General features: G+C 69.4%; 16 protein-coding genes. 7 read left to right on the top strand and 9 right to left on the bottom strand.

Annotation, left to right across the window (positions count from 1 at the left end; all coding sequences use genetic code 11):
- Positions 1 to 116: 116 nt before the first annotated feature.
- The gene (locus BLQ49_RS30905) at positions 117 to 305 is read right to left on the bottom strand and encodes an autoinducer binding domain-containing protein (protein WP_091721244.1); all 189 of its coding nucleotides are present in this window, start codon (positions 303 to 305) and stop codon (positions 117 to 119) included.
- A gap of 619 nt (positions 306 to 924) precedes the next feature.
- On the opposite strand from BLQ49_RS30905, the gene BLQ49_RS24980 reads away from it, so the two are divergent.
- Complete coding sequence (locus tag BLQ49_RS24980) at positions 925 to 1,098, top strand: YqaE/Pmp3 family membrane protein (protein WP_091721241.1); 174 nt, start codon at positions 925 to 927, stop codon at positions 1,096 to 1,098.
- A gap of 491 nt (positions 1,099 to 1,589) precedes the next feature.
- Here the strand turns inward: BLQ49_RS24980 and BLQ49_RS24975 are convergent, their stop codons facing one another.
- A complete protein-coding gene (locus BLQ49_RS24975; RefSeq protein WP_091721238.1) occupies positions 1,590 to 3,080 on the bottom strand; it encodes a L,D-transpeptidase family protein in 1,491 nt (496 codons plus the stop codon).
- A gap of 154 nt (positions 3,081 to 3,234) precedes the next feature.
- Positions 3,235 to 4,401 carry an MFS transporter gene (locus tag BLQ49_RS24970; RefSeq protein WP_091721235.1) on the bottom strand — a complete coding sequence of 389 codons (1,167 nt, stop codon included), beginning with the start codon at positions 4,399 to 4,401 and terminating at the stop codon, positions 3,235 to 3,237.
- A 98-nt stretch (positions 4,402 to 4,499) separates the two neighbouring features.
- Here BLQ49_RS24970 and BLQ49_RS24965 point away from each other — a divergent pair, with 98 nt between their 5' ends.
- The 4 genes from BLQ49_RS24965 (at position 4,500) to BLQ49_RS24950 (ending at position 7,618) form a co-directional block, all read left to right on the top strand.
- On the top strand, positions 4,500 to 5,411 hold the full coding sequence (locus BLQ49_RS24965) for a LysR family transcriptional regulator (RefSeq protein ID WP_091721232.1): 912 nt from the start codon (positions 4,500 to 4,502) through the stop codon (positions 5,409 to 5,411).
- Between the two features lie 154 nt (positions 5,412 to 5,565).
- Positions 5,566 to 6,207, top strand: coding sequence for a DUF47 domain-containing protein (locus tag BLQ49_RS24960; RefSeq protein WP_091721228.1), 642 nt, complete (start codon positions 5,566 to 5,568; stop codon positions 6,205 to 6,207).
- 14 nt (positions 6,208 to 6,221) lie between these two features.
- The gene (locus tag BLQ49_RS24955; RefSeq protein ID WP_091721225.1) at positions 6,222 to 7,211 is read left to right on the top strand and encodes an inorganic phosphate transporter; all 990 of its coding nucleotides are present in this window, start codon (positions 6,222 to 6,224) and stop codon (positions 7,209 to 7,211) included.
- A gap of 155 nt (positions 7,212 to 7,366) precedes the next feature.
- On the top strand, positions 7,367 to 7,618 hold the full coding sequence (locus tag BLQ49_RS24950) for a CCDC90 family protein (RefSeq protein ID WP_091721223.1): 252 nt from the start codon (positions 7,367 to 7,369) through the stop codon (positions 7,616 to 7,618).
- Between the two features lie 15 nt (positions 7,619 to 7,633).
- Here the strand turns inward: BLQ49_RS24950 and BLQ49_RS24945 are convergent, their stop codons facing one another.
- The 3 genes from BLQ49_RS24945 to BLQ49_RS24935 all read right to left on the bottom strand — a co-directional run bounded on the left by BLQ49_RS24945 (position 7,634) and on the right by BLQ49_RS24935 (position 10,638).
- Positions 7,634 to 8,365: a DUF1796 family putative cysteine peptidase gene (locus BLQ49_RS24945; RefSeq protein ID WP_091721220.1), complete on the bottom strand. Its 732-nt coding sequence runs from the start codon at positions 8,363 to 8,365 to the stop codon at positions 7,634 to 7,636.
- Positions 8,362 to 9,324, bottom strand: coding sequence for an acetyl-CoA carboxylase carboxyltransferase subunit alpha (locus BLQ49_RS24940; RefSeq protein ID WP_091721217.1), 963 nt, complete (start codon positions 9,322 to 9,324; stop codon positions 8,362 to 8,364). The genes BLQ49_RS24945 and BLQ49_RS24940 overlap by 4 nt, the downstream gene beginning before the upstream one ends.
- A gap of 105 nt (positions 9,325 to 9,429) precedes the next feature.
- The gene (locus BLQ49_RS24935; RefSeq protein WP_091721215.1) at positions 9,430 to 10,638 is read right to left on the bottom strand and encodes a DUF2252 family protein; all 1,209 of its coding nucleotides are present in this window, start codon (positions 10,636 to 10,638) and stop codon (positions 9,430 to 9,432) included.
- Positions 10,639 to 10,919: 281 nt separating this feature from the next.
- Between BLQ49_RS24935 and BLQ49_RS24930 the strand changes: the two genes are divergently transcribed.
- Positions 10,920 to 11,609, top strand: coding sequence for an MgtC/SapB family protein (locus BLQ49_RS24930; RefSeq protein ID WP_091721212.1), 690 nt, complete (start codon positions 10,920 to 10,922; stop codon positions 11,607 to 11,609).
- Positions 11,610 to 11,654: 45 nt separating this feature from the next.
- Here BLQ49_RS24930 and BLQ49_RS24925 read toward each other — a convergent pair whose 3' ends face one another.
- Both BLQ49_RS24925 and BLQ49_RS24920 read right to left on the bottom strand, forming a co-directional pair.
- Positions 11,655 to 13,028, bottom strand: coding sequence for a PleD family two-component system response regulator (locus tag BLQ49_RS24925; protein WP_091721210.1), 1,374 nt, complete (start codon positions 13,026 to 13,028; stop codon positions 11,655 to 11,657).
- Between the two features lie 129 nt (positions 13,029 to 13,157).
- Entirely contained in the window at positions 13,158 to 13,529 is a 372-nt protein-coding gene (locus tag BLQ49_RS24920) for a response regulator (RefSeq protein ID WP_007560977.1), read from the bottom strand.
- An 80-nt stretch (positions 13,530 to 13,609) separates the two neighbouring features.
- Here BLQ49_RS24920 and BLQ49_RS24915 point away from each other — a divergent pair, with 80 nt between their 5' ends.
- Entirely contained in the window at positions 13,610 to 13,906 is a 297-nt protein-coding gene (locus BLQ49_RS24915) for a DUF3572 domain-containing protein (protein ID WP_091721417.1), read from the top strand.
- A 32-nt stretch (positions 13,907 to 13,938) separates the two neighbouring features.
- On the opposite strand, the gene BLQ49_RS24910 is transcribed toward BLQ49_RS24915, so the two are convergent.
- On the bottom strand, positions 13,939 to 14,257 hold a 319-nt coding region (locus BLQ49_RS24910), incomplete at its 5' end, for an EipB family protein (protein WP_143012319.1).

The raw sequence follows: 14,257 nt of genomic DNA, 5'->3' as shown, positions 1-14,257 counted from the left end.
ACCGATCGAAAGGCCGAGACGGGCGCCGTTAAAGCCGATGCAGGCCGCGTTGCCGTCGTGCTGCTGGATGGGGGCGCGGAAGCCCTGCTACAGCCCGCATGCGCGCGCCCTGTCCATCACGCGCGGCCCCGGGCCTGACCTGCCAGCACGCGCCAGAGGAAGGGATCGACGACGCCCTTCAGGTGTCTCGGGACGGGGCCGACGTGGATGACGCCCCTGGCCCGATGGCGCTGCGTCCACGCGCGTGGCCAACCTGAGATTAGAATTGATCTGGAACCATTTGCTCTCGCGATCGCGGCAAACATCCCAGTACATCCGCGTAGGATCCGAATATTGACCTATGAATTTATGCTATGTTTGGTGCATTGTCCAAGAATTTTGAATGACGTATCCCGTCAGGAATGGCGCATGAGATTTGACGAATGCTCTTACTGAAGGCATGATTCTGATCAAGGAATCAAAAGGCAGAAATCTGTACCGTCAGAAATTATTTTTGATGATCATGGGAATAGGGTGGAGATACCAATAAGGAGATCCCGGCTTTTTTGACGGAGAATTGATGTGCCGAGGAATCAATTGACCTTAAGTTTGTTGCAGAGAATTGCGGCGGCGAACGGAACGGACATCGATGCTTTCCTTGGACCCCGCCATAGGCCGGATTGGGGTTCCGATTCACCGCGCCGCGGCGTCTATGACAGCGCCGCGATGCTGTTCCGCGTGGTCCGAGCCTATTGCGCCCTTCCGGGCTTCGAGAGACGCCGTCACGCACTCCGGATGCTCGAGGCGATGGCGGCGCGCGCGAAGGATGGGGCCGGCGGCGAGGGCCTATGAGCGGGCGGTACGCCGCCCTGGGCACCTCGGGAACGGAGAGGGCTGCCCTTCGTTTGAGCGTGACTGCCTCAGGACCCCAGCCCCGGAGCGCCCGTGTCTAGCCTTGTCCGCATCCTTCTCGCGATCTTTTTCCCACCGATCGCGGTTCTCGTCACCACCGGCTTCGGGCTGCAGTTCCTGCTGAATATCCTGCTCTGGATCCTCGGCTGGCTGCCGGGCACCGTCCATGCCCTTTGGCTGATGAATCGCGATCGCGCGTTGCTCTGAGGCGCGCCACGGATCCGGCGGGCGGCCCGCAACGCTTTGCGCCGATCCGCAGCGACACTTCGGTTCGGTTTGCAGGCGTCTCCTGCGCCGTCCCTCGCTTGGCGATGCTGAGGGCTCAGGCGCAGCCCATCCTGATCCCCGATAACCGCAGGGCTGTCGCGGCCTTGAAGGCTGCGCGACCGAGCTCGATGGTGACGATCCACGGCGCTCTGGATCCGCTCACCGAGCAAGGCGCACAGGCTTTGCGGCGGGGCTGGGGCTGCCGTTGCCGACGCGCAGATCCGGCGAAAGCGTTGTCCGTCGGCGCATGAACCTGCGGCTGTGCGGTGCCGGACCCAGTACCCTGGCGGACCAGGAATCGAGGATCGGGGGCGCCGTCATCCGCTATGCGGCGATGACGGCGCGCCCGGTCGCCGATATCGAGGCGGTTCTCCGGGGACGCGCCGCGGAGAACCGCCTCGCGAAATGCCGGCGGTGGGCCGGGACCTGGGTCAGGGCTTGGTCTTCTCGGCCTCGCCCTTTCGGAGTGCGGGCTTTGTGTCGGCCTTTGGCTCGACTTTGGCGGTCTTGACCGCATGCGCCTTGGCGGCCGCCTTCGGCGCGACCTTCTCGGTGGCGTGCGCGAGCTTGACCGGCTCGGGCACCGAAGTGGCGTCGACTGCCGGGGTCGGCGGGGGGGCGGGGGCCGGGTCGTCCTTGGCGAACAGCTTTCCGAACATCTTCTGATAGCTGCTCGGGTCGCCATCCGCGTCCGCCACGGCGATGCGGGCGGGCTTCTCGGGGAGGGCCGCGGTCGTCTCGACCTTGGCGTCGGGCTCGGCGTGGTTCGCCATGAGGGTTGTGGCGACGGGCTTTTGCGCCGGCTCCCTGCCCGGGCCCCGGCCTGCCTTGGCGGCCTTGACGGGGGGCGCCGGCTCGGCGCCGGCCAGCATCACCGGCTGGCCCTTCGGGCTGATCTCGATCTCCTGCGGGCCCGCCGCCAGGGTCTCCGGCCGGCTGACGTCGCCGAGATTGTGCCGGCCGTACTCCTTGGCGTCGTAGGGCAGCACCGTCTCGGTGCCGCCAAGGCTCGCGAAGGCGCTCGTGTTGGCCGGTGGGCGGAAGACCGGGTTCTGGCCGCCGTCCTGGTAGACCACCCGCACCGCCGGGGTGCCCTTCGCGACCAGTTCGGCGACCGCGCGCGCGTCGCGCTCCCGCTTCTCCGCCACCTCCGGCTCGACCCGCGGCTTGCACGCACCGGCGGCCGCATCGGCGCCGCCGAACACGTATTTGGTGCCGCACTGCCCAATCTTCGGTTCCTCGCGCAGGGCCTCGAAATAATCCGAGCCCTCCTTGAGGTTCTGCCAGAAGCCGATGTTCGGGTCGTTGCGGAACTTGGCCATATTCTCGGCCGTCATCCGGAACGGGTAGGATTGGAACTGGAAGCTGCGCTGGCCGCCGATGAACGCCTCGCGGGCGATGGCGTAGATCTCCGCGATGGTCGCGTCGGTCATGGCGAAACAGCCCGCCGACGAGCAGGTGCCGTGAACCATCAGGTAGCGCCCGGTGCGCCCGTTGGCCCGGTCGACGGCGTTCGGGAAGCCGGTATCGAACGAGAGATAATACGAAGAGTTCGGGTTCATCAGGCCCGGGGTGATCGTGTAGAACCCCTCCGGGGCCTGCCGGTCGCCCTCCCGTGTCTTGGGGCCGAGCTGTCCGGACCAGCGGCAGATCGGGTAGGTCTTCAGGAGGGCGTAGCGGCCGTCGGCGCCCTTCTTCCAGACCTCCATCTCCGCCTCCTTCTTGAAGGCGCGGATCAGGATCGGGTCGGATTGCTGCATCCCCTTGGACTGCATCAGTGCGACCGTCTGCGGAGCGATCGGCGCGAGGCTGCGCGCGCTCGGACCGTTGATACCAGATCCGTCCTGGCAGGCGGCAAGGGAGAGGACCAGCAGGGAAGCGGCCGCCAGCATCCGCGCGGTCGTCGCGAGACGCACCGTCATGGGGAACCTCAATCGTCCTACGCGCACCCGCGGGCCTTTTCGGCAACCGTCGCGTGCCACTCCCCAACCCAATAGGCTCGTTAAGCTTGCGCCTTCCTTACCGCAAGGACCGGGGTGCAACACTGAGCGGCTTCTCCGGGGAATCGTGGCCTGATCAACAGGCTGCGGCGATCCGTTCCCGGGTTCCGCGGCGCAGCCATAGAAGCAGGGCGAGGCCCGCCGCCGCCATGGCGGCTCCGGCGAGCGACACCGCCGGGAACCCGAGTCCGGCATCGATCACGCCACCGCCCGCCGCCGCCCCGATGGCGTTGCCCAGGTTGAAGGCACCGATATTCATCGCGGAGGCGAGGTTGGGCGCCTCGGCGGCCTTCTCCATCACTCGTGTCTGGAGCGGCGGCACCAGGGCGAAGCTGCCCACGCCCCAGAGGAAGATCAGGATCGCCGCGGGCATCGCTCCGTGCATGCCCGCCGCGAACAGCGCCAGGACGACGGCGAGTCCGGCGAGGGAGCCGATGATCGTGCCATCGACCGAGCGGTCGGCGAGCCGGCCGCCAAGCCAATTGCCGACGGTGAGGCCGATTCCGTAGAGGACCAGCATCGCGGTCACGAAGGGGGTCGCCGCGCCGGTCTCGGTCCGCAGGATCGGCACGATGTAGGTGTACACCGTGAACATCGCGCTGGCGCCGACGACGGTCAATGCCAGCGCGGCGAGCACCGGCCCGCGCCCGAGCACGCGCAGCTCTGCCCGCAGGTCGTCCTTCGCCGCCGGCTTCAGCTCCGGTAGGGCGAGACGCAGCGCCAGCATGGCGAGGAGGCCGACGGCCGCGATACCCCAGAAGGCCGTGCGCCAGCCGAAGAATTCACCGAACCAGGCAGCGAGCGGCACGCCGCCGATCAGCGCGATGGTGAGGCCGGAGAACATGGCGGCCACCGCGGCAGCGCGACGCTCCGGCGGCACGATTCCGGCGGCCACCACCGAGCCGACCCCGAAGAACGCGCCGTGGTTCAGGGAGGTCACGAGCCGGGCGACGACCAGCATGGCGTAGCTGTCGGCGAGTGCCGCCATCAGGTTGCCGAGGGTGAAGATCGCCATCAGCCCGACCAGCAGGCGCCGCCGGCCCATGCGGGCGGTGGCGAGCGTCATCAGCGGCGCGCCCAGCAGCACACCGAGCGCGTAGGCGCTGACCACGAGGCCTGCTGCGGGGATCGAAACGTTCAGGTCGCCCGCGATGAGGGGGAGCATGCCCATCGGGGTGAATTCGGTCACGCCGATACCAAAGGCACCGACCGCCAGGGCCAGCAAGGGTGGGTTGAGCGCCATAGGGATCGTCTCCGGTTGTTCCGGAAACGCAGGTGGCCGATTCATGCGACGGACAGTAGCCTGCTGGACGGATCAGGATCTGTGCTTGGACGTCACGAATGCAGCACGACAGGATCGACCGCGCCGGCGAGATGGCGGTGTTCGTGGCGGTGGCGGAGGCCGGCAGCCTCTCGGGCGCCGCGCGCCGGCTCGGTCTGACGCCCTCGGCGGTCAGCCGGATCGTCGCCCGGATCGAGGCGCGGCTCGGGGTGCAGCTCCTGGTTCGCACCACCCGGACTCTGCGGCTCACCGCCGAGGGCGAGACCTACGGGCGGGCGGCGCGCCGCATCCTGGCGGATCTCGACGAGACCGAAGCCGCGCTCGCCAACCGCGGTTGCCCGCGCGGGCGGGTCCGGGTCAGTGCTGCCACCGCGCATGGCCGGCTGGTGATCGTGCCGCTGCTCGCCGACTTCGTCGAACGCCATCCCGGCATCACGGTCGAGATCGACCTAAGCGACGAACTCGCCGACATTCTGGGTGGCCGGGCCGACGTGGCGATCCGGTTCGGCCCCCTCGCCGATAGCCCGCTCACCGCCCGCCGCCTCGGCGAGACCGGCCGGACCGTGGTGGCGGCGCCGGCCTACCTCGCTCGAGCGGGCACGCCGCGCCGGCCCACCGATCTGGCCCGGCACAACTGCCTGGATTTCACGTTCCGCCGCGCCGAGCCGGGCTGGCCGTTCCGCGAGGACGGCCGTGATTCCATCCTGCCGGTCACCGGCTCCATCGCGGCCAACAATGGTGAGACCCTGGTGCAGCTCGCCCTGCGGGGGGGCGGCGTCACGCGCGTCGGCAACTTCCACATCGTGGACGAACTGGCCTCCGGCCGGCTGGTGCCGCTCCTGGAGCCGTTCAACCCGCAGGACCGCGAGGCGATCCACGCAGTTTTCGTCGGCGGTCCCGCCATGCCGGCCCGGGTGCGGGTGCTGGTGGATTTCCTGGTCGAACGGATGCGCGGGGGTGGCCTCGGGTGAGCGCCGATCCAAACGTCGCCACGCGGAGACCCTAGCCGACTTCGGATCCGCCCTTACGTTGTGGGAGCACAGCGCCTGCATCCCGGTTGTCGCAGTGTGGCGGCCCGAGCGATTGCGGCCGTCAGACCCTCCGCCCTCGGGACCTGGACTTCACATGCTGGCTTGGTTCCGGGCGTTGATGCCGAAGGAAGACCGGTTCTTCGACCTGTTCGAGCGCCATGCCGCCACGCTGGTCGACGGGGCGGCGGCCCTGCGCGCCCTGCTCGACCGGACCCAGGATGTCCCGGTCGCCTACCAAGCTATCGCGGATCATGAGGACAAGGCCGATGCGATCACCCGCGAGGCGCTTCTCGCGGTCCGCAGGACGTTCATCACGCCGTTCGACCGCGGCGACATCCAGGCGCTGGTCGGGTCCCTCGACGACGCCATCGACCAGATGCTCAAGACCGCCAAGGCCGTGCAGCTGTTCGAGGTGACGACCTTCGAGCCTCCCATGCGCGAGATGGGCGCGGTGATCGAGGAGGCCGCCGCCGTGGTGGCCGAGGCGCTCCCGAAGTTGCGCGCCCTCGGCGAGAACGCCACGGCGCTGAACGCCCTGACCGAGCGCGTGATCCAGCTGGAGGGCCGGGCCGACGACTTGCACAATGCCGGCCTGAAGGCGCTGTTCCGGGCCTCCCGGCAGGATCCCATGGCCTTCCTGATCGGGTCCGAACTCTACGACCATCTGGAAAAGGTGATGGACCGGTTCGAGGACGTGGCGAACCAGATCAGCAGCATCGTCGTCGAACACGTCTGAGCCGCGGGCGCCTCGTGATCCTCCTCATCGCTCTGATCGCCGTCGCGCTGCTGTTCGACTTCCTGAACGGCCTGCACGACGCCGCGAATTCCATCGCCACCATCGTGTCGACCCGGGTGCTGGCGCCCCGCTACGCGGTGTTCTGGGCGGCGTTCTTCAACTTCGTCGCGTTCCTGGTCTTCGGCCTGCACGTGGCCGGGACGGTTGGATCCGGCATCATCGACGTCTCCATGGTCGACGACCGGGTGATCCTGGGGGCACTCGGCGGTGCGATCACCTGGAACCTGCTCACGTGGTATGCCGGGATCCCCTCCTCCAGCTCGCACGCCCTGATCGGCGGCCTCCTGGGGGCCGGGATCGCGAAGGCGGGCCTCGGCGCGGTCGTGTGGCCCGGCGTCATCACCACCAGCGCCGCCATCGTGCTGTCGCCGGCGCTCGGCTTCCTGCTCGCGCTGCTCCTCGTGCTCGCCGTCTCGTGGATCTTCGTCCGCTCCACACCGGCCGCCGTGGACGGCTTGTTCCGGAAGCTGCAATTCGTCTCGGCCTCGCTCTACTCCCTCGGCCACGGCGGCAACGACGCGCAGAAGACCATGGGCATCATCGCCGTGCTCCTCTACGCCCATGGCGAGGAGAGCGGCGGGTTCCACGTACCGCTCTGGGTGGTGCTGTCCTGCCAGAGCGCCATGGCGCTCGGCACCCTGCTGGGCGGCTGGCGCATCGTCCACACGATGGGTTCGAAGATCACGCGCCTGTCGCCCATGCAGGGCTTCTGCGCCGAGACCGGCGGCGCGCTGACCCTCTTCGTGGCCACCGCCTTCGGGATCCCGGTCTCCACGACCCACACGATCACCGGGGCGATCGTCGGTGTCGGCGCGGCCCGGCGCGTCTCCGCGGTCCGCTGGAACGTGGCCCAGGGCATCGTGGTCGCCTGGGTGGTGACGATGCCGGCCGCCGCCCTCGTGGCGGCCCTGGTCTATGCTGTGTCCGGCTTCGTGCTGCCGTGACGGGAAGGGCCGGACCCCTCAGGTCGGCGGGTCCGATAAGCTCGAACGCCCGTCTCGCGGCTTGCCCCCGGGGGAGAAAGGCGCCAACTTGGCGACGGCCATTCTCCGGCTTCGGTCGAAGGATCGTTCAGGCTTCAGAAACGCCGACGTCGCCTATGACGGCCCTCTCGCTCGATACGCATGCCCTTGTGCGTCGGCTCAAGGCTACGGGCCTATCCGAGGATCAGGCTGAGGCGATCACCACCGCGATCCGCGCGAGCCGCGACGCCGACCTGACTAATCTCGTTACGAAGACAGACCTCGCCGAGGCCAAGTTCGACATCACGACATGGGTGATCGGCTCGATCGGCTTCCAGACGATCGTCATCGTCGGCGCGATCGTCGCCCTATCGCGGGCCACGCACTGACGCGCCTGTGACCGCTCAGCCGAACAGCGCCGGCCGCCGCTCCGCCTCCGTGCGGATGATCTCCACGAGCTGGGCATCGTCCGCCGGATCGGCGAGCCGCAGGCCCACCGGCTCGGAGGGCGTCTGCACCGTGAGCCAGCGCAGCGTCGGCCGCAGATCGACGGCCTCCACGACCGTCATCCGCGGATGCCCGGTTTCAAGCTGCAGGAAGGTCAAATGGTTGCGGCTCGCCCGTGCCTGGAGCTGGTCGTCCACCGCCTCCGCCACCGCGCGGGGCGTGTGCAGGTGGGTCATCATCCAGAGCCGGTTATCGGTGCCGGGCGTGTCCAGCGCCGTCCGGATCCGGCGCACGCCCTCGGAGAGGAACGCATAGTCCGCCGCGTTCGCCGCCGGGTCGTGGTGGTTGAAGACGCATTCGAGCCCGTGCCGCTCCCGGTAGAGCCGGTGGCGCCCGCGCCAGATGTCGGGACCGCGCCGCTCGGCTTCCGGGATGCTCTCCAGCTGGTCCCGGTCGAGGAGGGCGGAAAAATCGTCCGCAAGGCAGTCCCGGGCCATGCCGGGCATCGAGAAGATCCAGTCGAGCGGGCCCGACCACTGGCGCAGGTCCAGGGTCTTCAGCACATGCGCCATCTGGCAGTTGCAGCCGAGCGAGATGTGGTTGTGCGCCCCCGGCTCGCGCGCGTCCCGCCGGCCGAGCAGCCGCCCGATCGCGCCGAACAGGCCCCCCGTCGCCCCGGGTGTGCTCACAGGGTCCGGCCGATCGCCAGGAATTTTTCCGCGCGACGGTCGCGGATCTCGTCCGGGCCGAGGCCTTCGAACTGGTCGAGCGATTCGGCGATCGCGTCGCCCGCCGCACGGATCGCCGCCTCGCGGTCGCGGTGCGCCCCGCCGGTGGCCTCCGGGATGATCGCGTCGATGACGCCGAGCCGCAGCAGGTCCTGGGCGGTGATCTTCATGGCGGTGGCGGCATCCGCGGCGCGGCCCTGGTCGCGCCACAGGATCGAGGCGGCGCCCTCCGGCGAGATCACCCCGTAGATCGCGTGCTCCAGCATCAGCACCCGGTTGGCGGTGGCGAGCGCGATGGCGCCGCCCGAGCCGCCCTCCCCGATCACCACGGCGACGTTGGGGACGCCGAGCGCCAGGCAGGCCTCGGTCGAGCGGGCGATGGCCTCGGCCTGGCCGCGCTCCTCCGCCTCGATGCCCGGATAGGCGCCGGCCGTGTCCACGAAGGCGATGACGGCTAAGCCGAACCGGTCGGCGGTCTCCATCAGGCGGACCGCTTTGCGGTAGCCCTCGGGCCGGGCCATCCCGAAATTGTGACGCAGCCGCGCCTCGGTGGTGGCGCCCTTCTCCTGGCCGAGCACCAGCACCGGCCTCCCGCGGAACCGGCCGAACCCGCCGAGGATCGCCTCGTCCTCGCCGAAGTTGCGGTCGCCGGCGAGCGGCGTGAATTCGGTGATGAGCCCGCCGCAATAGTCGACGAAGTGCGGCCGCTGCGGGTGGCGGGCGACCTGGGTCTTCTGCCAGGGGGTGAGATTCGCGTAGATCTCGGCGAGCGCCTGACCGGCCTTCGCCTCCAGCCGGCCGACCTCCTCGGCGATCGAAACCGCGCCGTCGCGCGCGCTCACGGCGCGCAATTCCTCGAGCTTGGCCTCCAGCTCGGCCACGGGCTTCTCGAAGTCGAGATAGGTGCGCGTCACCGCCATCGTGTCACAGATTTCCCGGGATCCGCCGCAGCGAGGCGGCGGGCGCGAGGTGTTGGCGATGGCGGGAGTGGTGTCAACCGGCCTGTTGGCGGCGGGCGGCCCGCGTCAGCCGCGGGACAGGTCCTCGCGGGCGATCCGGTAGCAATGCTCCAGGTAGCCGCGCTGGTGCGCGCCCATCAGGTCGGTGACCACCGACCAGAGCCAGCCGGGGGCATCGGGGCCCGGCCCGACGGCGCGCACCGCCTCGATCCAACCCGGGCGGACGGCCCCGTCCATCTGCCGGCCATGGGCCCGGCCGAGAATCGCGGCGAGATGGCCGGCGACGCGGACCGCCTCGCGCCGGGAGAACTGCTCCGCGTCGATCTTGAGATCCTGTGGCATCAGCTCGCGGACCGTGACGGGCTTGCCCAGGACGTGGCCGGCCACCATCCGGTCGCCGAGATGCGGCGACAGCGCCCGGGCGCCCGCCACCACGCGCTCGGCATGGTCGGTTGGCATGGCGGCGCCGCTGGCAGCCGGCGCGAGGTGCGGCACCGCCTCCTTTACGTCGAGGAGGGCGAGATGCGGGCGCCGGCCGCCGCGGATCTCCACGAGGCCGGCATAGCGCAGCCGCCCGAGCGAGCTGCAGCCCTTGATCCAGTACGCGGCGTCGAGGAGCCGAATCTCGGCATCCGCCGCGCCGCTGCCCAGCGCCAGGACGAGCCGGCGCACCGCCGGATCCCCGATCAGCGCCGTCAACGCGTCCTGCTCGTCGGGGTCTAGGTCGAAGAACCGGTGCCCCCGCGGCAGGTAATCCGTCTTGCCCTTCAGGCGCTCGCGGGACAGGTGGCGCCAGCGCCGGCCGAGCGCCCGTTGCTTCGTGGTGGCGACGATCTCGGATTCGGCGATGTCGCGCTCGACGCCTTCGGGGTCGGCGATTCCCTCGGCGTAGCCGATCGCCATGGCGTCCATCATCCGCGCGGTGACGATGCCGGGCAGCGTCGCGTTCAGCGCCGCGGTGACCAGGGACAGGGCCAGCCGCACGAGGTCGAAGGCTGGGTTCGCCACCACGGTCTGGTCGAGGTCGCGGATCTGGATGCCGATCCGCCCATCCGCATCGGCCACCGCGCCGAGGTTACCCAGATGCGCGTCGCCGCAGATCCAGACCGGCGGCCCCTCAGGCAGGCTCCCAGCCGGCATCTGGGCGATCAGGTCGTAGAAGCGCGCCGTGGTGCCGCGAACATAGGCGTGCGGCGAGGAAGCGATCTTGCACAGGCGGCGGTGCTCCAGCACGCTCGCATCGCGGCCGGATCGTGCCGGCACCTGCATATCCATTCGGTCGTTCGCTCCTCGCCCTGCCGTCATCGCAGACAGCGCTCGATAACGCGTGTCGCGATGCTGCGTACGCGACCAGACATTAAATTCGCGTTCATCGGCCGGATCCGCGCTTCCTGACCGGGCGGGACGCTATACCTCGCGGTCATGCGACAGACCTTTGATCGATCCGCCGGGCGCCGGCCGCCCGTCGACACGCCCGAACCTGTTCACCGCGCGTCCGGGATTTGCGCGGAACGCCAAGTCTGCCGAAAGACCGCATTTGATGCCGGCTTGGCGCGATGAGCGGCGATCTGACCCTCGATACCATTGCGGTCCGCATCGGCCTGACCTTCCTGGCGGCCTTCGTGCTCGGATGGGACCGGGAAGAGCTCGGCCATCCGGCCGGCCTGCGGACCCTCGTGCTGATCGGCCTCTCGGCCTGCACGGCGATGCTGCTCGCCGATTGGCTGCTGGCGCAGACGGCCGGGTCCAGCGGCGGCCTCACCCGGCTCGACCTGATGCGGCTGGCGCAGGGCGTGCTCGGCGGCATCGGCTTCATCGGGGCCGGCACGATCCTGAAGCAGGGCAACATCGTGCGCGGTGTCACCACGGCGGCGACCCTGTGGCTCACCACGGTGATCGGGTTGTGCTTCGGCAGCGGCGCCTGGCCGATCGGCCTCGCCGCCACCCTGGCGGGGCTCGTCACGCTCCAGGCCCTGCGCCGGCTCGAAGCCGTCCTGCGCCGGCGCAGCTACGGCACGATGACGCTGGAATTCGGCCCGGAGGCCGATCCGGCGGCGCTGCTGGCTGAACTCGACGCGCTCGGCCTCAAGGTGAAGGCCAGCACGCTGGTTCAGGGGGTGGAGGGCGGCAGCCTGCGCTGCCTCGGCTCGCACACGGGAGAGGACCGGGCCTGGACCCTCGCCGCCGTGGCGCGGCTGCGGGCGGCGCGGGCCGTGACGAAGGCGAGCTGGGAGGATCTGAGCTGAGGCAGGACCGCGAATGACGGCTGGAATCGCCGGTGGGACGCGGCCTCAGGCGGCCTGCGGCTCCACCCGGTTCCGCCCCGCCGCCTTGGCGCGGTAGAGGGCGAGGTCGGCCCGCCGCAGCATGGCGCTGGGATCCGCATCGTCGGCGTGCCGCACGGCGACGCCGATCGAGACCGTCACGCCGATGGACCGGGTCGCCCGCTGGACCGAGAACGGCACCGCCTCGACCCGCTCGCGGATGCGCTCGGCGATCACCTGCGCCTCGGCAAGGCCGGCCTCCGGCAGAATGACCACCACCTCTTCGCCACCGTAACGCGCCACGATATCGACCGGGCGGGTGTGCTGGCGGACCCGGTCGGCGAAGCCGCGCAGAACCTCGTCCCCGGCCTCGTGACCGTAGCCGTCGTTGATCCGCTTGAAGTGGTCGATGTCGAGGATCAGGGCCGCGAGCGCTGAATGCCGGGCCCCCGGCTGCGCGAACAGCGCACCGAGGTGGTTGTCGAGGTAGCGGCGGTTGTGCAGGCCGGTCAGCGCGTCGGTGACGGCCATCTGCAGGGAGGCCTGCATCGCGCCCCGGAGCGCCTCCGTGAAGCGACGGCGCTTCACCTGGGTGCGGGCCCGGGCCAGCAGCTCGTTGCGGTCGACCGGGCGCATCAGGAAGTCGTGCACGCCGAAATCAAGGCCGCGCACCACCCGGGCGCGGTCGTGCTCCTCCGCCAGCATGATCAGCGGCATGGCGCGGGTCCGGTCGAGCGATCGGAGCTGGCTGCACAGGCGCAGGCCGTCGAACCCGTCGAGATCGAGGCTGACCAGGGCGAGGTCGAACCCGCCCTCGGCGGCCAGCACCAGGGCCGCCTGCGGATCGGGCTCGATCGTCACCGCGTGGTGCTGGCGCAGGGCGCCGGCGAGGCGCTCGGCCGAGCCGGGGCGGTCCTCGATCAGCAGGATCCGGGCGTCGAGGCCGGTCTCGGCGGCGGCGAGCGCGAGGGGGTCGCCGATCCCGAACTCACGGGAGGCCAGCGCCCGCTGACGCAATTCGTCGGTGACCGCCTTCAGGCGGACGAGGCTGCGCACCCGGGTGAACAGGGCGGTGTCGTCCACGGGCTTGGTCAGGAAGTCGTCGGCGCCGGCATCGAGGCCGCGCAGGCGGTCCGAGGGCTGGTCGAGGGCCGTGACCATCACCACCGGGATATGGGCGGTGACCGGGTTGCTCTTGAGGTGGCGGCAGACCTCGAACCCGTCCATGCCGGGCATCATCACGTCGAGCAGGACGAGATCGCACAGGCCCTTCTCGCAGATCGCGATGGCGTCCCGGCCATTCATGGCGGCGAGGGTGTCGAAATATTCGAGCCCGAGCTTCGTCTCCAGAAGCTTCACGTTCGGGAACAGGTCGTCGACAATCAGGACGCGGGCCGACATGGTTCCTCGCTGACGCGCGGCGGTGCGGCCCGGGACGGGTGGATCCGGATGCGGCCGCGCATCGAGACAGACCGTTGAGGTTGTCCCCGACTCGGTCGGGGGCAACCTCAACGGTGGGCCTCTCTGGGATCACCGCGGCTCAAGATACGCGCGAACCGTTGCCAAAAACTTCGCGACCGAAATCGGCTTCGACAGGTAGGCCTCGCAGCCGCCCTCGCGGATCCGCTCCTCGTCGCCCTTCATGGCGAAGGCCGTGATGGCGATGACCGGGATGGACTTGAGATCGTCATCTTCCTTGAGCCACTTGGTGACCTCAAGGCCCGAGACCTCCGGGAGCTGGATGTCCATCAGGATCAGGTCGGGGTGGTGGGCGCGCGCCAGCTCGATCGCCTCGATGCCGTGGGCGGTCTTGAGCGTCGCGTAGCCGTTCGCCTCCAGGAGGTCGTTGAACAGCTTCATGTTCAACTCGTTGTCCTCGACGATCAGCACCGTCTTCTTCATGATCCGTTGTCCCGGTGCGCGCCGATCATGATTAGCGGGCGGTGAAGCCCCTCCATCACCTTTGTAACGTTGACATGTTGATGAATGGCAAACCTCTTCAAGGGGATGAGGCTGCAGAGCGGCTCGCCCTCGACGTTCTTCTGTGGATCACGGGGGAGGAGGACCGCCTCCTGCCGTTCCTCGCGGCCACCGGCCTCGACCTCGACACGCTGCGCGCCAGCGTCCGGGAGCCGGCCTTTCTGGTCGGCGTCCTCGATCATGTGATGGGTGACGAGGCCGTGTTGCTGGCTTGTGCACGGGCCCTGGACGTGAAGCCCGAGCGGATCGCGGCGGCGTGGCAAAGGTTGTCGCCGAGGCCGGATGACGAGTGGGCGTGAGGCTGCGGCCCGCGCCCTTCGGTCCTTGAGGTTCAGGGTGTGCAGCCCTTCCCCTCGTCCTTGTCGGCGCGCCCCGCCTTCGCATCGATGTCGAGGGCGGTCATGTCGCCCAGGATGGCGAAGTCGCCGTAATCGAGCTTGAGCGCGCCGCTGACCCCGTTCTCGTAGAGGTCGAATCCGAGGGTGTAGATCGGCGTGCGCTCGCCAGCGCCCTCCGTGTAGTAGCTCAGGCGTACCGGCCAGTGCGGCATGCCGGCGATCGCGCCCTCCCGCAGGGGCTTGTCCCGCGCCGAGCCGGAGACCGGGGCCGGCGCGGTCTCGGTGTGGCCGATCACCGCGAAGGTGTCGTAA

Origin of the sequence: Methylobacterium phyllostachyos, assembly GCF_900103445.1 — a bacterium.
Taxonomy (GTDB): domain Bacteria; phylum Pseudomonadota; class Alphaproteobacteria; order Rhizobiales; family Beijerinckiaceae; genus Methylobacterium; species Methylobacterium phyllostachyos.
This window is presented reverse-complemented; position numbering and strand designations above follow the sequence as displayed.